Source organism: Paenibacillus sp. AR247 (assembly GCF_002968895.1).
Lineage (GTDB): Bacteria > Bacillota > Bacilli > Paenibacillales > Paenibacillaceae > Paenibacillus_AQ > Paenibacillus_AQ favisporus.
Map to the genome: position 1 here is coordinate 294,957 of NZ_PCZT01000002.1, position 18,219 is coordinate 313,175.

At 53.6% G+C, this 18,219-nt stretch carries 17 protein-coding genes and 3 pseudogenes; 1 reads left to right on the plus strand and 19 read right to left on the minus strand.

Going from position 1 to position 18,219, the window contains the following annotated elements; translation table 11 throughout:
- Positions 1-161 precede the first annotated feature (161 nt).
- The 6 genes and pseudogenes from phoU to pnpS form a co-directional block, all read right to left on the minus strand.
- On the minus strand, positions 162-761 hold the full coding sequence (gene phoU / locus CPT76_RS01850) for a phosphate signaling complex protein PhoU (RefSeq protein ID WP_105441879.1): 600 nt from the start codon (positions 759-761) through the stop codon (positions 162-164).
- A 108-nt stretch (positions 762-869) separates the two neighbouring features.
- Entirely contained in the window at positions 870-1,625 is a 756-nt protein-coding gene (gene pstB / locus CPT76_RS01855; protein ID WP_076170457.1) for a phosphate ABC transporter ATP-binding protein PstB, read from the minus strand.
- 145 nt (positions 1,626-1,770) lie between these two features.
- Positions 1,771-2,454, minus strand: coding sequence for a methyl-accepting chemotaxis protein (locus CPT76_RS01860; RefSeq protein ID WP_181152653.1), 684 nt, complete (start codon positions 2,452-2,454; stop codon positions 1,771-1,773).
- Between the two features lie 20 nt (positions 2,455-2,474).
- Positions 2,475-2,867: a CBS domain-containing protein gene (locus CPT76_RS01865; protein ID WP_105441748.1), complete on the minus strand. Its 393-nt coding sequence runs from the start codon at positions 2,865-2,867 to the stop codon at positions 2,475-2,477.
- Between the two features lie 153 nt (positions 2,868-3,020).
- Positions 3,021-3,755 carry a response regulator transcription factor gene (locus CPT76_RS01870; RefSeq protein ID WP_105441749.1) on the minus strand — a complete coding sequence of 245 codons (735 nt, stop codon included), beginning with the start codon at positions 3,753-3,755 and terminating at the stop codon, positions 3,021-3,023.
- 165 nt (positions 3,756-3,920) lie between these two features.
- A pseudogene (pnpS, locus tag CPT76_RS01875) lies at positions 3,921-5,725 on the minus strand (two-component system histidine kinase PnpS).
- Positions 5,726-6,017: 292 nt separating this feature from the next.
- Here pnpS and yfbR point away from each other — a divergent pair.
- The gene (gene yfbR / locus CPT76_RS01880) at positions 6,018-6,677 is read left to right on the plus strand and encodes a 5'-deoxynucleotidase (protein ID WP_105441750.1); all 660 of its coding nucleotides are present in this window, start codon (positions 6,018-6,020) and stop codon (positions 6,675-6,677) included.
- Between the two features lie 178 nt (positions 6,678-6,855).
- Here the strand turns inward: yfbR and CPT76_RS01885 are convergent, their stop codons facing one another.
- The 13 genes and pseudogenes from CPT76_RS01885 to CPT76_RS36955 all read right to left on the minus strand — a co-directional run.
- Positions 6,856-7,731: an SDR family oxidoreductase gene (locus CPT76_RS01885; RefSeq protein WP_076170461.1), complete on the minus strand. Its 876-nt coding sequence runs from the start codon at positions 7,729-7,731 to the stop codon at positions 6,856-6,858.
- Between the two features lie 236 nt (positions 7,732-7,967).
- Entirely contained in the window at positions 7,968-8,393 is a 426-nt protein-coding gene (locus tag CPT76_RS01890) for a hypothetical protein (RefSeq protein ID WP_094595712.1), read from the minus strand.
- Positions 8,394-8,528: 135 nt separating this feature from the next.
- On the minus strand, positions 8,529-9,470 hold the full coding sequence (gene mdh / locus CPT76_RS01895) for a malate dehydrogenase (protein ID WP_105441751.1): 942 nt from the start codon (positions 9,468-9,470) through the stop codon (positions 8,529-8,531).
- 15 nt (positions 9,471-9,485) lie between these two features.
- Complete coding sequence (gene icd, locus CPT76_RS01900; protein ID WP_076170464.1) at positions 9,486-10,778, minus strand: NADP-dependent isocitrate dehydrogenase; 1,293 nt, start codon at positions 10,776-10,778, stop codon at positions 9,486-9,488.
- A gap of 124 nt (positions 10,779-10,902) precedes the next feature.
- Positions 10,903-12,018, minus strand: a complete 1,116-nt coding sequence (gene citZ, locus CPT76_RS01905) for a citrate synthase (protein ID WP_089545820.1) — start codon at positions 12,016-12,018, stop codon at positions 10,903-10,905.
- A gap of 339 nt (positions 12,019-12,357) precedes the next feature.
- Positions 12,358-12,759, minus strand: a complete 402-nt coding sequence (locus CPT76_RS01910; RefSeq protein ID WP_076170466.1) for an FxsA family protein — start codon at positions 12,757-12,759, stop codon at positions 12,358-12,360.
- Positions 12,756-13,265, minus strand: a complete 510-nt coding sequence (locus CPT76_RS01915; protein ID WP_105441752.1) for an acyl-CoA thioesterase — start codon at positions 13,263-13,265, stop codon at positions 12,756-12,758. The genes CPT76_RS01910 and CPT76_RS01915 overlap by 4 nt, the downstream gene beginning before the upstream one ends.
- A 179-nt stretch (positions 13,266-13,444) precedes the next feature.
- On the minus strand, positions 13,445-14,869 hold the full coding sequence (gene pyk / locus CPT76_RS01920) for a pyruvate kinase (protein ID WP_105441753.1): 1,425 nt from the start codon (positions 14,867-14,869) through the stop codon (positions 13,445-13,447).
- A gap of 136 nt (positions 14,870-15,005) precedes the next feature.
- A pseudogene (locus tag CPT76_RS41805) lies at positions 15,006-15,870 on the minus strand (acetyl-CoA carboxylase carboxyltransferase subunit alpha).
- Positions 15,871-16,760, minus strand: a pseudogene (gene accD, locus CPT76_RS01930) (acetyl-CoA carboxylase, carboxyltransferase subunit beta).
- 77 nt (positions 16,761-16,837) lie between these two features.
- Positions 16,838-17,026: a glutamate decarboxylase gene (locus tag CPT76_RS01935; protein WP_076170471.1), complete on the minus strand. Its 189-nt coding sequence runs from the start codon at positions 17,024-17,026 to the stop codon at positions 16,838-16,840.
- A 135-nt stretch (positions 17,027-17,161) separates the two neighbouring features.
- Complete coding sequence (locus CPT76_RS01940) at positions 17,162-17,668, minus strand: phosphatidylglycerophosphatase A family protein (protein ID WP_076170472.1); 507 nt, start codon at positions 17,666-17,668, stop codon at positions 17,162-17,164.
- Positions 17,669-17,897: 229 nt separating this feature from the next.
- Positions 17,898-18,219, minus strand: a 322-nt coding sequence (locus CPT76_RS36955; protein ID WP_181152654.1) for a hypothetical protein, incomplete at its 5' end; no start/stop codon positions are given.

Below are 18,219 nucleotides of genomic sequence, written 5' to 3' on the forward strand. Positions count from 1 at the left end.
TCAAACGTCCTTCATTATGATACCATACGCGCCCCTTTTCGAGAAAAAATTAGGCCGTTTTGCCGCAAATCTCCTAAGCGTAATTTCTGTCAATTCCTTTACGACAAAAAAGGAGCTTCCCGCCTGTGCGGGTCAGCTCCTTGATCTCATGTATGATGATGTTATTGATTCAAATCAGGACGCCGGCCGGTAACGAGATACACCGTGCTCTCCCCGATATTCGTGGCGTGATCGGCGATCCGCTCGATGTACCGGGCAACCAGTGTGAGCAGCATCGCTTGTGACAGCGTCTCGGGGTTCGAGGCGATATAGCCGTACAATTCCGTGATGATCCGGCTGTAGAATTGGTCCACCTGATCGTCGTCCTTGGCCATTTTATAAGCAAGGTCGGTATTTTCGTCCAAGTAAGACGTAATAGACTCCTCGATCATCACTTGCACCAGCTCAGCCATTTGCGGAATGTCGATCAGCGGCTTGATCAGCTCCTGCCCCTGCAGCCGCAGCGTCACCTTGGCAACATCAAGGGCAAGGTCTCCCATGCGCTCCAGATCGCTCGAAATTTTAAAGGCTACGAGAATTCTCCGCAGATCCTTGGCTACCGGCTGCTGGGTGACGATCAGGCGAGAGCCGATGTCCATGATCTCCTCTTCCATCGCGTTCAGCTTGGCGTCATCCTTAACGATTTGCTGTGCCTTCACCGCATCGAGCGTTTTCAGGCTGACAACCGCCTCTTCCAAAGCATGAACCACATGCGCGCCCATCTGGCGAAGCAACGTGCGCAGTACCTCTAAATCCTGATCCAACNCTTTCTCCGAATCATCGCTGCCCTGTTCCCCCTAGGATATATTTAATGCTCATCTTGCTGCCGGTTACCCGAAACGCCCGGAAATATAATCTTCGGTACGGGAGTCCCGTGGGTTGGTGAACAACTCCTTGGTATCGTCGGCTTCGACGACTTCCCCGTTCAGGAAAAATACCGTGCGGCCGGAAATCCGGGCAGCTTGATGCATATTGTGAGTAACCATAACGATGGTATAGGTCTCCTTGAGCTCCTGTACCAATTCCTCAATCTTTAGTGTCGAAATCGGATCGAGCGCAGAGGTCGCCTCATCCATCAGAAGAATGTCCGGCTGAACCGCCAAAGCTCTGGCAATGCACAAACGCTGCTGCTGTCCGCCCGAGAGGCTGAGGGCCGAACGCTTCAAGTAATCCTTGACCTCTTCCCACAGCGCGGCCTGGCGCAGGCTCTGCTCCACAATTTCGTCGAGCACCTTCTTATCGCGCGTGCCATGCAGACGGGGGCCGTAGGCAATATTGTCGTAAATCGATTTGGGGAACGGATTCGGCTGCTGGAACACCATGCCCACCTGCTTGCGAAGAGCTTCCACGTGCACGTCATTGCCGTAAATATCTTTGCCGCCGATCTTGACGGAGCCTTCGATATGCGTGCCTGTGATCATGTCATTCATCCGGTTCAGCGTCCGCAGCAGGGTCGACTTGCCGCATCCGGAAGGGCCGATAAAGGCAGTGATCGTTTTCTCGGGAATGTCCAGGTCTATATTTTTAAGCGCATGAAACTGCTCGTAGTACAAATTCAACTGCTCAATATCGATAATATCTTCCATTTACAATCGCTTCTCCTTTTTTCAAAAAGGGTCTATGAAGTTCAGTTCATCTATATGGCACCTATCTATAGTAATGCCGTTATGTAAATGCTGTGTCCCACAATTGTAAACGCAGTGTAAAATGTGTAAACTAGCAGATCCAATATTAAGCAAAAGAACTCCCTTTTTCCAGTTCCTGCCTGATGACGGCGGCCCGCATGGCCGTATCTCCCGCCAACCGGTTCACGGTTTCACCGGTCCCCGCCACGTGCTCGACCGCCTTTTCCAGCTCACCGAACATCCGGCTTCCTTCACCTAGCAGCTCCGCGCTGGCTGTGATCTCGCCCACTCCGGCCGTGGTTAAAGCCCCCGTTTCCTTCGCCAGCCGGCTGATGCTTCCGAGCAGTCCGGAAATATCCGCCGCCAGCTGCCGCGTCTGTCCTGAGAGCGACCTGACTTCAGCAGCGACGACCTGAAAGCCGCGTCCGTGCTCACCGGCATGCGCCGCCTCGATCGTTGCGTTCATGGCCAGCAGATTGCTTTTATCCGCCAGCTCCGAAATGGTCCGGGTTAATGCCGAGATCGTGTCGACATCCTGGATCAGCCGGGCCACCTGCTGCTGATTCTCGTTCATCCGTTCCACCACATTGGAATAGGACTGGCTGACCTCATCCAGCTTGCTGCGTCCGTTCAGCGACCATTCCTTCATCTGGCGGCATTCCATCAGCGTGGCGTTCGCCGCCTCCGCTACCTGCTGCAGCGATTCCTCCATGCCGGTGACATGCCTGAAGCTCTCCGCTACCGTCTGCCTGCGCCGCTGCTCAGCCCCCGTCTGAAGCAGGCCCGACATAATCATCAAATCCAGGACCGTCAACACGCCTGCCCAGCGGCGATCAGGGGCTGCATATCCGCAAATTTCTCTACCGGACGGCCAAAATACAGATCGGCGCCGAACCGGCCGGTCAGCTTCCGATAAAAGGTGTCCCGCATGACCAGCCCAAACGGCTCGCCCTCTTTCCCTCCGATGACCACGCAGGGAAGATCCGGCTGCTCCTTGATCAGCTCCAGAACTTCGCGGCAGCTCGTCTGGGCGTCCAGCAGCGGAACCATCCGGCAGTATTCCGCCGGCGTGGGGCGATCCCCGGAATCCCCTCCCTGTTGCGTGTTGGCTTCAGTATGGCCTTGTGCGGAGGTGTTACCTTCTTGAGCTGGGTTTCCATTTGCACGAATGCTTTGTTCCAGATCGGCGTACAGTGTGGACAATATGGCCCTCCCCCTCTTCGGCTCTCTAGTCTTTAGCCGCATCATACCTCCCGAGCGTTAAGAGAATATGCGGACAATGTAAATTGTATGTAAACCTATGATCAAAGAACTAGTTCCTTAGGTCTAATGCAAGCAAAAAAAGAAGCTCTCTCCTTATTCCACAGGATGAGAGCTTCTTTTTTTATTGACGACCAGCTTATAGCCAACGCCGCGGATGGAATCAATATGAACGGATTCGGGATCAAGCTCCAGCTTCTTGCGCAGGGAGCTGACATGCACATCCACCGTCCGCTGACCCCCGATGTAATCAAAGCCCCATACCGCGTTCATCAAATCATCCCGGGTCAGGACAACGCCGGGTTTGCGGGCGAGGTACAGCAGCACTTCAAATTCCTTCGGCCGCAGATTAATGCTGGTACTGCCCAGCATCACCTCGTATTTCTCCGGATAAATCTCCAGCTGTCCGAGTGTGATGGCCGAGGTAGGCGATTCCGGAACGGCCGCCGATTCCTCTCCGGGACCGGACACTCTGCGAAGCACGGTGCTTACGCGCGCCAGCAGCTCCGAAACCCCGAACGGTTTCGTAATGTAGTCGTCGGCGCCCAGCTTAAGGCCCTGCACGACCTCTTCCTCTGCGTTTTTGGCCGTCAAAATAATCACCGGCGTCTCCATTCCCTTGCTGCGGAGTTTGCTCAAAATGTCAAATCCATTCATTCCCGGCAGCATCAAATCCAAAATAATGAGGTCGTAAGGCTCATGGGCGGCCCGCTCGTACCCGGACGTGCCGTGGTCTTCAATCGTGACATCGTAGCCTTCCTGCGTCAAGTTGTACGAAAGCAATCTGGCGAGCGTCGGCTCATCCTCTATTACCAACAATCGTTGAGTCATATTCACCGGTCCCCCTGTTTCTTGTATCAAATGAATGAATGCTGACAAGCAACATCTTATCATCTGATTGTTAACGCTGTGTAAAAGAATACATGATGTTTACCTTTTTCGAAAAGATAAGCCTATTGTCTCTAACGAAAAGGGGGAATATTCCATTTCCCCCTTTTACGCACCGTCCTGCTCCTGAAGCATCGGAAGCTTAACGGTAAACGTGGTGCCGATGCCGAGCTCGCTTTCCACGGAAATCGCCCCGTGATGAAGTTCAACCAGATGCTTCACGATCGAAAGCCCCAGCCCGGTCCCTCCCGAGCTTCTCGATCTTGCCTTATCCACCCGGTAAAAGCGTTCGAAGATCCGCGGCAGGTCCTTCTTCGGAATGCCGATGCCGGTATCGGAAACGGCGAATACGACTTGATCGTTTCCGTCGGCGTCCTGCTGATCGCGCACGGACAGCTCGACTCTGCCGCCATCCTGGGTATAGCTGATCGCGTTCGAGAGCAGATTGATAAAAATCTGCCGCAGCTTGTCCTCATCTGCTTCGATAAACAATTCATCCGGAATGTCCGTCTGCAGCGTGATCCTTTTTTCCTGGCGACCGTGCCGAGCGTCTCCATCATCGTCCCAAAAAACGTGGACACGTCGACGGGAGCGTAATCCATCGGCGACTGCTTGGATTCGATTTTGGACAAATCCAATATATCGCTGATCAGACGGTTCAGCCGTTCGCTTTCATCGAAAATGATCTGTAAAAACGACTTGGCTGTTTTCTCGTCATGGACGCCGCCGTTCAGCAGGGTTTCGGCAAAGCCCTTGACCGCTGCCACCGGTGTCTTGAGCTCATGGGACACATTGGCCACAAACTCGCTGCGCATATTCTCCAGCCTGCGGATCGCCGTAACGTCCTGCAGCAGAAACAGCATGCCGCTGAACTCTTTGCCGCTCTGCTCCCGGAACATCGGGACCCCGTCCATGCGGAGGATCGTTTCCTGCGGAATGTAGACCTTCCGCTCCTCGTGGATTTCGATGCGCTCGGAGATCCCTTCCTTGATCAGCTTCGTCAGTTCGTAGTACTGCTTCAGCTCATCATAAGAGCGGCCGGTAATGTGTTGGGCACTCACGCTCAGCATATTCTCGGCGGCCGGATTCACCAGCGCGATCTTCCCTTCGGCATCCACAAGCAGAATGCCTCCGGTCATATTGTCGAGCACGCTCTGCAGCAGATCCTCATTGTCCTGGATCGTTTTCAGCTGTGTCTGCAGGCTGTCGGCCATCCCGTTGATCGCCTTGCCCAGAAGGCCGATTTCGTCCTTTCTGCGCAGATCCACGCGGGCGTCGTAATCCTGCTGCGAAATGCGTCTGGCCACCCGGGTGATCTTCTCCAGCGGCGACGTCATCCCGGATGCGATACGGTAGCTGATCAAGGCAGCCGCGGCAAACAGGATCACAAGGCCGACGGCCATGACCATCCAGCCGTTCCGGACGCCCTCATCGACGGATTTCAGGCTGACCGACAGCCGGATGAAGCCGTCAAAATTCGCGCCGGAAGTCACCGGCACCGCCACATACAGCATATTCTGACGGAGCGTGTCGCTGTAACGGATGGCGTGCCCCACCCCTTCTTTCGAAGCCGTCACAACCTCCTCACGCTTGCTGTGGTTGTCCATTTCCAGCGGATTGCTCTCCGAATCGCCGACCACGGTGCCGTCCCTTTTAATAAAGGTCACCCGCGCTTCCGTCAGCTTGCCGAGCTTCCCGGCTTCGCCGGTATAATAGCCGACCGCATCCGCCCCCTGCATCGGTATGAAGTCAAACGTGGTGCTGAGCAGCTTTATTTCGCGGACCATATTCTCTTCAAGTCCCGTAATATGCGATTTCTTGAATACCTGGGCCATCGTGATGCCTGCCCCGAGCATGGATACGCCGATCATTACCATAAGAATCAGCGTCAATCTGATCCGAAAAGGTTTCATGGGTCCCTTCCTTTATCCTCAAGTTTCCTCTTTTTCTATTCCTAATCCTAACGTGAATTCCGCCCTTTGACCAGTGGAAAATGGACAGCCCTGTTCCGGGGCACATCTTCCCGGATATAATATATTTATCCAGATAGATTGAACTGAAGAAATGAATTTATAGGCCTCTGATGGGCTTTTAACAGGAATTTCAATGCTAAACTTTAGGTTCAATCTATCCAGATAGAATGAACTAAAGAAACAATGCAAACTTTAGGTTCAATCTATCCAGCTTCGAAAGGAGAACCGAACGTTGAACTATCATTTTTCCGCATACATGTACCGTCTGCAGTATATCCAGCGCTGGAGCCTGATGCGCAGCACCTCGCCGGAAAATGTGGCGGAGCACTCGTATCACGTCGCTCTGCTCGCACATATGCTCTGCCATATCGGCAACGTCTTCTTCGGGCGCCAGCTCAACGCGGACCGTGCCGCGTCTCTCGCCTTGTTTCACGACGCGGCGGAGGTGTTCACCGGCGACATCGCCACGCCGGTGAAGCATAACAACCCGCGGCTCCTCGGAAGCTTTCGCGAAATGGAGCAGATCGCCGCGGAGCGCCTCGCCGGCATGGTGCCTCCGGAGCTGCAGGCGGTTTACGGCCCCCTCCTTCATCCGGATACGGTGGATGAACAGGAGTCCGAGCTGCTGCTCTATGTCAAAGCCGCCGACCGGCTGGACGCGTACCTGAAGTGCACGCGCGAGGTTGCCGCAGGCAACCGGGAATTCGCCGCCGCCAAGGAGCAAACACTGGCGAAGATCCGCCAGATGAAGCTCGCCGAGGCGGATTATTTCCTGGAAAATATGGCGCCGAGCTTCGAAATGTCGCTGGATGAGCTGTCCGCCGACGATGAGAGCGGCAGTAATCTAGCCGACAATGCCGACGATGGAAATCACGGCGGCAGTCTGGAATGAAGCGGCCCCCTGGCGCCACCACCAAAAAAGGTTGTACCCGGGTTCCTTCTTCCGGGTACAACCTTTTATTCAAGGGATGCTTGAAGTCCATCCCTATGGATAACAACCGATCCAAATATGGGCTGCGGCTGCCAGACGTTTTAAGGCATCGCTACCCTTTTTTAACGTTCCGCTCGGCTTAGCCGTTTACGACTTCGCCGCCGTTCACGTGGATCACCTGTCCGCTGACATAGGACGAGTCATCCGACGCCAGATAGACATAGGCCGGCGCCAGCTCTTCCGGCTGACCCGGACGCTTCATCGGCTGCGACGCGCCAAACTGGCTCACCTGCTGGGCGTCGAACGTGGACGGAATGAGCGGGGTCCAGATCGGGCCCGGAGCGACCGCGTTCACGCGGATGCCCTTCTCCACCACGTTCATGGACAGCGCGCGCGTGAAGCTGACGATTGCGCCCTTCGTCGAGGAGTAATCGATCAGCGTCGGGTTGCCTTTATAGGCCGTAATAGAGGCCGTGTTGACGATCGCGCTGCCATTCTTCAGATACGGCATCGCCATCTTGGTCATAAAGAACATGCCGAAAATGTTCGTACGGAACGTCTTTTCGAGCTGCTCCTTCGTAATGTCCTCAATTTTCTGCTGCGGATGCTGCTCCGCCGCGTTGTTGATTAGAATATCCAGTCCGCCAAGCTCCTGTACCGACTGGTTGACGGCGTTTTTGCAGAAGGACTCGTCTCCAATATCGCCAGGGATCAGCAGGCATTTGCGTCCTTCCTGCTCGATCTGGCGCTTCGTTTCTTCGGCGTCCCCGTGCTCATTCAGGTATACGATCGCGATATCGGCACCTTCTTTGGCGAAAGCTACGGCCACCGCACGGCCGATCCCGCTGTCGCCGCCGGTGATGATCGCCTTTTTGCCCTGCAGCTTGCCCGCGGCTTTGTAATCCTTGGGCTCGTATTTCGGTAGAGGGTTCATTTCCGATTCCGTCCCCGGCTGATGATTCTGATGCTGAGGAGGCAGAGTTTGTTTAGATTGCGATTGCGAATTTCCTGACATCATTCATTCTCCTTTCACGGATGGGTTTCATCGGTGCACATGCCATCACATTCCGTATTAGGATGGCATATGACGGATGGATTATTCTCTACCGTTGATACTTACCACATCGCTCCCGGAGTTAAACAGAAGAAGACCGCTCTCCATCAAGAAAAAGCAGCCCATGGATCATTATTGACAAAAAAAGATGACCCCGCAATGCGGAGTCATCTTCCAAACGATAGATACCTTATAGCTTAAATAATGTGGTTGTAGACCATGAAGAAGGTCATGATCAACAGGCAGATCGCCAGCAGGGCGCTGAGCGTACGGATTTTCCCCATTTCTACGGAAATATCCCTTTTTTCCTGAATGCCCTTGATCGCCAGACGGAGCGGCTTGCCCATGATTCCGCTGATTGCGCCAAGCGCCAGCAGCAGGATGACAATAATGATCATCCACGGCACGGAATAGTCGCCTTGGCTCATCAGATAGCCGCCTGTCAGCAGCTGGATCACAAGGCCTACCTGAGCAAACGTATTGAGGCTGCGGATGGCTGCCGCGCTGCCTTCCTGAGCAGGGAGTGACAAACCGGCCACTTTACCTACAACGAATGGCAGAACCAGATAGAATCCGAGAGACAACGCTCCCAAAATATGTACGAAAAACATCACAGTGGTCATTCCATTTCCTCCCCGCGTGCTTGTGTTTCCATAACATTCATTATACTTATAAACCTTTGAAAAGAAAAGAAAACCTCCATGGTTGTCACACATTAGAGGTTTTCTTGTTCAAAGTTTGGACACGAATGGTCCCGCTTATACATTCACTACAGCGATGACATTGCGGACGGAATCGGCCGATTGATCCAGCGCCGCTTTTTCTTCGGCCGTCAGCTCCAGCTCGAAAATCTTCTCGATGCCGCTGCCGCCTAGAATTGTCGGTACGCCTAGGAAAATGTCATGGTAGCCGTATTCGCCGTCAAGGCGCGCGATGACCGGAATAATTCGTTTCTTGTCCTTGAGGATGGCTTCCGCCATTTGCACCAATGAGGCCGCCGGGGCGTAATACGCACTGCCGTTGCCGAGCAGGTTGACGATTTCGCCGCCGCCGACGCGGGTGCGCTGCACAATTTCCTGAATGCGCTCCGGCGATATCAGCGTGTCGATCGGAATACCGCCGACGCTGGAATACCGCACAAGAGGCACCATGTCGTCGCCATGGCCGCCAAGCACAAATCCGCGCACATCCTCGACGGAGACGTTCAGCTCCTGCGCGATGAACGTGCAGTAGCGGGCCGTATCAAGGACGCCGGATTGGCCGATCACGCGGTTTTTAGGGAAACCGAGCGTCTTGTAAGCGACATGCGTCATAGCGTCGACCGGATTGCTCAAGATGATCACGATGGATTCCGGCGCTACGCGTTTTACGTTGTCGCAGACCGATTTAACGATGCCTGCATTGGTGTTCACGAGGTCGTCACGGCTCATGCCCGGTTTGCGGGCGACGCCGGCCGTAATGATCACGATGTCGGAGCCAGCCGCATCATCGTAATTCGAGGTACCGATGATCTGACTGTCAAAGCCTTGAACAGGACTCGCTTCCAGCATGTCCAGCGCCTTGCCCTTGGTTGGGTTCTCCAGTTGAGGAATATCCAGCAGCACCACGTTGCCAAGTTCCTTTTGCGCGAGCATCAGCGCCGTCGTGGCACCGGTAAAACCGGCACCCACAACGGTAATCTTTTTACGAGTCAAGGCCATGATCGGATCTCTCCCCTACATGTTTTTGATAACTTCGTCAGCAAACTCGGAGCATTTGACTTCCGTCGCGCCTTCCATCAGACGGGCGAAATCGTAAGTTACCGTCTTATTGTTAATCGACGTTTCCATGCCTTTGTAGATCAGATCAGCCGCTTCCTGCCATCCCAGGTGCTCAAGCAGCATAACGCCGGACAAGATAACCGAACCCGGGTTCACGACGTCTTTGTCCGCGTATTTCGGAGCTGTTCCGTGCGTTGCTTCAAAGATCGCGTGTCCAGTCACATAGTTGATGTTCGCTCCTGGCGCGATACCGATACCGCCGATTTGAGCAGCAAGGGCGTCGGACAGATAGTCACCGTTCAGGTTCAGGGTTGCAATCACGTCGAAGTCCGTCGGACGAGTCAGCACTTGCTGGAGAGCGATGTCGGCAATCGCATCCTTGATGATGATTTTGCCTTCGGCTTCAGCGGCTTTTTGAGCGGCATTCGCAGCGTCTACGCCGTCTTTTTCCTTGATGATGTCATATTGTGCCCAAGTGAACACTTTATCGCCAAACTCCTGTTCAGCCACTTCGTATCCCCAGTTCTTGAAGGCACCTTCTGTGAATTTCATGATGTTGCCTTTGTGAACGAGCGTCACGCTCTTACGGCCGTGCTTGATGGCGTATTCTACTGCAGCGCGAACGAGGCGCTTGGAGCCTTCGGAAGATACCGGCTTGATTCCGATACCGGAAGTTTCAGGGAAACGGATTTTGTTAACGCCCATTTCTTCCTGGAGGAATTTGATGACCTTCTTCACTTCCTCCGAGCCTTCCTTGTACTCGATACCTGCATAGATGTCTTCCGTATTCTCGCGGAAGATGACCATGTCGACCAGCTCAGGATGCTTAACCGGAGATGGCACGCCGTTGAAGTAGCGCACAGGACGCAGGCAGACGTACAGGTCGAGCTCTTGGCGCAGGGCTACGTTCAGGGAGCGGATACCGCCGCCGATCGGCGTAGTCAAAGGTCCCTTGATTGCTACAATGTACTCGCGGATAGCTTCGAGCGTATCGTTCGGCAGCCACTCCCCGTATGTATTGTAGGCTTTTTCACCGGCAAATACTTCATACCAGGCGATTTTTTTCTCGCCGTTATAAGCTTTCTCAACAGCCGCATCCAGAACGCGCTTGGAAGCTCTCCAAATATCGCGGCCGGTGCCGTCGCCTTCGATGAACGGAATAACTGGATTGTTCGGAACCTGCAGCTTGCCGTTCGTTATTTCAATCTTTTCACCTTCGGTAGGGAGTGCAAATTTCTCGAGTTTCATGAATAAATTCCTCCTTATAGTTTTCGTCGGTCATCAGATTTCTGCCGGGACAAGCACAAAGCCAGAGGGAACCGCCCGTGCCCGGGTTGATCGTTCACGGTGTTCCCCCTTTTCCTATTATACCTTAAGAACGCTGCTCAATCGGAACATATTTTTGATCCGTTTGGCCGACATATTCGGCACGCGGACGGATGATGCGGTTGTTTTCATATTGTTCCAGAATGTGCGCCGTCCATCCCGACACGCGGCTAATCGCAAAGATCGGCGTGAAGAGCTCCTGCTCGATGCCAAGCTGAGTATATACGGAAGCGGAGTAGAAGTCCACATTCGGCTTCAGTCCTTTCTGGCCGGTCACGATGTCCTCCACTTTGACGGACATTTCGTACAGGCTTGTATCCCCTTTCATTTCACCCAGCTCGCGGGACATCTTCTGCAGATGCTTGGCGCGGGGATCCCCGTTTTTGTATACGCGGTGGCCAAAGCCCATAATTTTGTCTTTATTGTCGAGCTTCTCTTGAATGTATGGCTCAACTTTGTCGATGCTTCCGATTTCGTTCAGCATCTTCATGACCGCTTCGTTGGCACCGCCGTGCAGTGGGCCTTTCAATGCGCCGATCGCCGATGTAACGCCGGAGTAGATGTCCGAAAGCGTCGCCACCGTTACGCGCGCAGCAAACGTCGAAGCGTTCAGCTCATGGTCGGCATGCAGCACGAGCGCCTGGTCGAGAGCCTTCACCGAAGTCTCCTCAGGCGTTTCACCTCTGAGCATATACAGGAAGTTTTCGGCAACCGACAAGCCTGCTTTCGGTGCGACAGGCTCCTGGCCTTTGCGGAGGCGGGCCATGGCCGCAATAATCGTAGGGAGCTGCGCCTGAAGACGGATCGCCTTGCGCTCATTGGCTTCACGGCTCATATCGTCGGCTTCCGCATCGTACAGCGCCAGGGCTGATACGGCGGAACGGAGAGCTGCCATCGTGCTCATATCTTTAGGGTACAATTTCATTTGTTCGATCAAAGCATCCGGAATTGCGGCATAGTCGCTGAGGTCCTGCTGAAGACGACTCAATTCGTCCTGATTCGGCAGTTTTCCGAACCAGAGCAGGAAAGCCACTTCTTCGAAGCTCGCGTTCGCTGCCAGGTCATCAATGTTATAACCACGGTATGTGAGCACACCGTCGACAATCGAGCTGATGGAAGAAGCTGCGGCAACAATTCCTTCCAGACCTTTGGTAGCTGTCATCGTACATCTCTCCTTCGTATAACGGAATTTTAACAACATGCATGAACCGTGAAAACAGTTACATTTTACTGAAAAGAAAAACGTCCATCGACGCAATCCACAGCAGACAGGCCGTGCCATAATGCCGTTAACGCGGAACCGGGCGGGCTGTACTCTCCTGTTCGGATCCCGCAAAACCGTTGTCCGCTACTCTACCTGACACCAATCGCCAAGTAATGGAACCATATATTATCATAAAGTATTTTGACGTCTATGTGAACAATTACAAGGTGACAGTAAACATCAAATTGTTTTATCAGCCAAATAAACAATTTTTTATCAGGTAGGCTCTTCCTTCCGCTAACGGCGGTAAATCTTAATGTTTCCGTCTTTCATCTTCCGCTCGATCCACTTCAAAATGACATAACGGTACAAGGGCCGAGTCAGCGGAAATACCATCGTAAACCCGATCAGGTCCGTTACAAAGCCGGGGAGGACAAGCAGCATCCCTCCGATAAACACGCATAAGCCATCCACCATGCTCCGGCCGGGAACCTGGCCCGAATTCATTTTGGCCCGCGAATCCTCCAGCACCTTGCGCCCCTCAAAGCGCATCATCAGCATGCCGATTCCGGAGGTGACGATGGTCAGCAGCAGCGTATTGGCCGCTCCTACCCGGGTGGCCACCCATTCGAAGCCGAATATTTCGACCACCGGAACGATAATGATCAGGGCCAGCAGCCATTTTCTGAACGCGGTCATGCTTCTCCTCCTGTAATCGACTTGGACAGGGCCGTATACAGCGCAGGCGAGTGCTTGTCGAGCCTTACGGGCTGCCAGTCCCGGTTCAGCCACACATGCTGCGTCGAACCCGTGACGAGCACTTCTCCAGGCAGTTCTTCGCCGATCTTATACCCGCTGCCGGCAAACGTTGCCTGCTCCTGTTCGGATAGTCTTCGGATTTCATAGATATAGTCAATCCGCAGTTTGGTGAACCGCGTCATTCTCGTAAAAATGGTAATCATGTCGTCATAGCGCGCCGGCTGCACAAACTTCATGTCAAGCTCCGTGACGGGCAGAAACAAGCCCTCATCCTCCATACTGCGGTAAGTTATGCCCAATTCGCGGATCATTTCGGTTCGGCCGATTTCAAACCAGTTTAAATAATTCGCATGGTAGACGACAGCCATTTTGTCGCTTTCCTGATAGCGTACCCGGAGTGACGTCGTAAACCAGCGGCTGAGCTGAATGCCGTTATCTTTTCCCATCCTCCACTGTTCCCTTTCTTGCTGTAATTAATGTCCTTCAATTTAGTATAACATAAGGGATGCCTGCTTCTGAAATTTGCCCGGTATTAGCAAAAAAGCCTGACAGGAGTGAATCCTGACAGGCTTTTCTATGAAATGGATCTATCGGTAGGCTCGCGGCGGTCTGCGCCGCAGTCCTCTTATTCGTTTGGAATTTGACTGACTTTCACCAGGTTCGTCGAACCGGATTGTCCCAGCGGAACCCCTGCAGTAATAACAACCAAATCGCCCGGTTTTACGAGACCGGACTCCAGGCCGCCCTTCAAGGAGTTCTCGAACATTTCATCCGTCGATGTAGCGGTCTTGCCGGGGACCGGCGTAACGCCCCAAGTCAGAGCCAGACGGCGCAGCGTGCGCTCCTGCGTAGTCACTGCGATGATCGGTGCTTCCGGACGGTACTTGGATACCATGCGTGCCGTATGGCCGGATTCCGTCGAAGAAATGATCGCCTTGGCGTTCAGATCGAGTGCGGAAATCGCCACCGATTGGCTGATCGCTTCGGTAATTGTCGTTTCCTGGGCAATCCGCTGCTTCAGGAAAATTTCGCGGTAGTTCAGCGCGGATTCAGCCTTCTCGGCGATGCGGGACATCGTCAGAACGGATTCCACCGGATATTTACCGGCAGCCGTTTCCCCGGACAGCATGATTGCATCCGTGCCGTCGAAGATCGCGTTCGCTACGTCACTCGCTTCGGCGCGTGTCGGACGCGGGTTGCGCTGCATGGAATCCAGCATTTGCGTCGCCGTAATGACCGGTTTGCCGGCAACATTACACTTTTCGATCATGCGCTTTTGCACCAGCGGTACTTCTTCAGCCGGAATTTCCACGCCGAGGTCTCCGCGGGCAACCATCAGACCGTCGGACGCTTCCAAAATTTCATCGAGGTTGTCCACGCCTTGCTGGTTCTCGATCTTGGAAATGATCTGGATGTGCTCTGCGTTGTGCTTGGCGAGCAGCTCGCGGATTTCTTGAACGTCACTTGCTTTGCGTACGAAGGAAGCTGCGATAAAATCGATGCCCTGTTCGATCCCGAATACGATATCGTTCGCGTCTTTCTCTGTGATGCCCGGCAGAGAAATCGCCACACCCGGTACGTTCACGCCTTTTTTGCTCTTGATCGTACCGCCATTGACAATACGGCATTTAATTTCAGTGCCCTCGACTTCCACAACCGTCAGGCCGATCAATCCGTCATCGATCAGGATCGTCGAACCCGGCTGCACATCACTAGGAAGATCTTTGTACGTGATCGAAATCCGGTCTTTGTCACCCAGAATTTCTTCGGTCGTCAGCGTGATGTACTCATCCTGTACCAGCTCGATCGGCTCCACGGCAAGCTTGCCTGTGCGGATTTCCGGTCCCTTGGTGTCAAGCAGGATGGCAACGGTTTTGTTAAGCTCGCGGCAGGCTTCGCGGATGTTGTTGATCCGGCGTCCATGCTCCTCGAAATCGCCGTGCGAGAAGTTCAAACGGGCAACGTTCATGCCGGCCATAATCAATTTTTTGGTGTTTTCCAACGATTCACTGGAAGGACCGATGGTACATACGATTTTTGTTTTACGCATTTGGGTTTCCTCCGTTTTATTCTTTTAAGTCTCTCTACCCTACATATCTTTATCCAAAGATTAAATTTACTACAAAACGAAAGTTTTGTATAGGAAGTTTGAAAGTTTGTCATAATACATCATTGCCCAGATAGAACTAATCTATCACACCGACATGCGAAGATTGTTCATAGGCAAACTTGCCGATCTTGCGGAACTTCTGATACCGGTCTTCCTTCAAGGCGGCGCTGTCGAGTCCCGACAGTTCGCCCAGATGGCGTACCAGGCTGTCCTTAATGGCAGCAGCCGTCGCTTCGTAGTCCCGGTGCGCTCCGCCTTTCGGCTCTGGCACGATCTCTTCGATCACTTCGAATTCAAGCAGGTCTTTGGCCGTAATCTTCATGGCCTCGGCCGCCTGATCCGCTTTGGACGCGTCCTTCCAGAGGATCGAAGCCGCTCCGTTTGGCGAAATCGCCGAATAGATCGCATGCTCCAGCATCAGCACACGGTTGCCGACGGCCATCGCAAGAGCACCGCCGCTTCCACCTTCGCCGATGACCACACAAATAACAGGAACACCCAGCGCGGCCATCTCCCGTAAATTGCGGGCGATTGCCTCGGATTGTCCCCTCTCTTCTGCTGTATTACCCGGATACGCACCTTTTGTATCAATAAAAGTGATAATCGGGCGTTTAAATTTGTCCGCCTGATGCATCAGCCGCAGCGCTTTGCGAAAGCCTTCCGGATGCGCGCTGCCGAAGAAACGGGCAATGTTGTCCTTCGTATCCTATCAGCTGGATCAAATCGAGCGAAGTGGGACGCTGATGATGCCGGGCCAAATGCATTTTCTGGGCGGCCGTAATATTTGAATACACCTCTTCTTCCAACTGGGCGTATCTTTCTTCCAATCTCGCAATCTCGTCGCTAAAATCAATACCCTTGTCCGCTCCGAACTGCTTCAGCTCATTGATCTTCTGCCGCATTTCCACAAGGGGCTTTTCAAAAGGCAATTCTCCTGCCACTTAATATCCCCCTTTCACGGTATGCATCTCGATCAGCTTGTACAGCATTTGGCGCAGCTCTTTCCGGTGGACGACCAAATCCAGCTGTCCGTGCGCCAAATTGAACTCCGCCGTCTGGAAATCATCCGGGAGCTTCTGGCGGATGGTCTGCTCGATAACGATCCGTCCGGCAAAGCCGAACACAGCCCCCGGCTCCGCGATGTTAATATCGCCGAGCGTAGCAAAGCTGGCCGAAACCCCGCCTGTCGTCGGATCGGTAATGACCGAAATGTAAAGGCCGCCTTTTTCGTTAAATCGAGACAAAGCAGCGCTTGTCTTCGCCATTTGCATCAAACTCAGAATACTTTCCTGCATACGCGCTCCGCCGGAGGTCGAGAAAATAATGAGCGGGAGATCCCTTTCGGTCGCAATTTCGATCGCCCGGGTAATTTTCTCGCCGACGACCGAACCCATGCTTCCCGTAAAGAAATCGAAGCTCATGACAGCGACGACAACCGGGAGTCCTTCAATGGTGCCTTGTCCGGTAATAACCGCTTCGCGCAGACCCGACTTGAGCGCCTGCTGCTCCAGCTTGTTGGCATATCCCGGAAATTGGAGCGGATCGACCGATACCATACCGCTGTCGAACTCTTCAAATCCTGCATCGTCCAGCGTCATTTGGATCCGTTCCAACGCATTCAGACGCATATGGTGTCCACAGTTGGGGCAAACCTTCAGATTCTTCTCCAGCTCTTTGCTGTATTGAATGGTGCCGCATTTCGGACATTTATTCATCAGGCCTTCGGGAATTTCCCGGCGGGGTCTTTCTTCACCCGGTTCGCTGCCTCTTCCTACACGCTCTGAAGGAATGGTCGCGTATTTTCTTTTTTCTGGAACAAGTCTTTAAACACAACTACACCTCTCAGCCGTTAATTTGCCCAGCCGCTCTTCACTCTGCCTCTATAAACGTCACTTTGTTTCCTTAAAATTAAGGATGCAAAATGGAATTAAGCACTTCCTGGACTTCCTCCAGCTCACCAGAGGGAACCAAAATCTCGAACTGCTGCTTGGATAAATTGATCGGACGGCTTTTAACCAAAAATCCCTCTTCCGTTAATTTGGTCGTGATCATTTCCGCTACCTTGGCGGTAGGTGCGATATAGATGACCGTCCACATTCCTTGCAGAACCCCCTAATCTCATGTTCTGAGCACGTATAATAGAGTAATGATAACATAACTCCGTTTTTTCCCGCAACAAAGTGATGGGACGCGGGCAGGCCGATCAGAGGGTTCGTTCAAGGCCTTCGGGCGTTACAACCCGGAATTTCCGGAAGCGGACGGATACTGCTTGGCTCCCTTGTACCGGTGGGCGATCCTCGCGGATGCCGCGGCGGCGAGCCCGGCGACCAGATCATCGAGAAAAACGTGGATCTCGTCCTTTTTATTGTTCAGGGTATCGATAATACCGATTTTTTCTTTATCCAAAAAACCAAAACTTGTCAGTCCGATCATGCCGTACACGCTCGTAATGCCGAGCGCCAACGTCTCGTCCACTCCGTACAGCGGTTCGTCCGCCTCCATGATCGCCTGCAAAGGCTCGGGAAGAAGCTTTTTCTCCGCCAGTTCGTCAAGCGCCATCCCGGTCATCAGCGTGTACTGTACTTCCCTTTTGCCGAGGACGGCGTTCACGCTCTCCACGCATTCGTCGATCTCCAGTTCCGGATGGTACGGGATTTGCAGTTTATACACGATATCGGCAATGTCCCCGACTTTGACTCCCCTGCGGCTCAGCATGGCAATCGCTGCATCATATGACATGTTTATTCCTCCCGCACGGCACGCCCGCCCCCGGGTCTTTCGAAAAGATGCGTCTGCCCAAGGCAGCCGGGCGGCACATGATAATGTTGTCCCTAGGTGTTCCTAAGTGTATGCGGGAGGCTCGGGAAACGTTCGTAAAATCTGTGTCATTTCCGCAGAAGTCCGGAGGGTCATTGAACTATTGAACTGTTGCCGGCGGCCTCTGCCAGCCGCCCTTTGATCCGTGCTTCTATTTAATCCGGACCGTCCCTTTGCCGAGCATGTTTTCGATCATTTCGAAAAATCCGGGCGACGGTTTGATCCGATAGTTGTCGCTGAGCGCAAGGAGCTTTTGGCTTTGCTCATAAAAGAGCACCGTAGCCACCGGACCCGGATGCTCCTGAAGCAGCTGCTTCAGCCTGGCAAGCAGGTCCGGGTTCTCCGCTTCCGGCGTAATCTTGACGAAGACGCGCTGCTCCGCCGTTGTGGGGCGCGCGCTTGTTCCCTTCGGCCGGGGCGGGTGCCGCCGCCGCCCTGCTCCTGCGCGCCGGGGCGTCGGCCGGCGCGGCACC

Coding starts and splice junctions, on each gene's coding strand:
- phoU (WP_105441879.1), bottom strand. CDS start 761: ATGGGCGCGCATGTGGTTCATGCTTTGGAAGAGGCGGTTGTCAGCCTG.
- pstB (WP_076170457.1), bottom strand. CDS start 1,625: ATGGAAGATATTATCGATATTGAGCAGTTGAATTTGTACTACGAGCAG.
- CPT76_RS01860 (WP_181152653.1), bottom strand. CDS start 2,454: ATGTCGGGCCTGCTTCAGACGGGGGCTGAGCAGCGGCGCAGGCAGACG.
- CPT76_RS01870 (WP_105441749.1), bottom strand. CDS start 3,755: ATGACTCAACGATTGTTGGTAATAGAGGATGAGCCGACGCTCGCCAGA.
- CPT76_RS01885 (WP_076170461.1), bottom strand. CDS start 7,731: ATGTCAGGAAATTCGCAATCGCAATCTAAACAAACTCTGCCTCCTCAG.
- CPT76_RS01890 (WP_094595712.1), bottom strand. CDS start 8,393: ATGACCACTGTGATGTTTTTCGTACATATTTTGGGAGCGTTGTCTCTC.
- mdh (WP_105441751.1), bottom strand. CDS start 9,470: ATGGCCTTGACTCGTAAAAAGATTACCGTTGTGGGTGCCGGTTTTACC.
- icd (WP_076170464.1), bottom strand. CDS start 10,778: ATGAAACTCGAGAAATTTGCACTCCCTACCGAAGGTGAAAAGATTGAA.
- citZ (WP_089545820.1), bottom strand. CDS start 12,018: ATGACAGCTACCAAAGGTCTGGAAGGAATTGTTGCCGCAGCTTCTTCC.
- CPT76_RS01910 (WP_076170466.1), bottom strand. CDS start 12,759: ATGACCGCGTTCAGAAAATGGCTGCTGGCCCTGATCATTATCGTTCCG.
- CPT76_RS01915 (WP_105441752.1), bottom strand. CDS start 13,265: ATGGGAAAAGATAACGGCATTCAGCTCAGCCGCTGGTTTACGACGTCA.
- pyk (WP_105441753.1), bottom strand. CDS start 14,869: ATGCGTAAAACAAAAATCGTATGTACCATCGGTCCTTCCAGTGAATCG.
- CPT76_RS01935 (WP_076170471.1), bottom strand. CDS start 17,026: ATGTGGACGGTCATCTATATCGCACCTACCGCCAAGGTAGCGGAAATG.
- CPT76_RS01940 (WP_076170472.1), bottom strand. CDS start 17,668: ATGTCATATGATGCAGCGATTGCCATGCTGAGCCGCAGGGGAGTCAAA.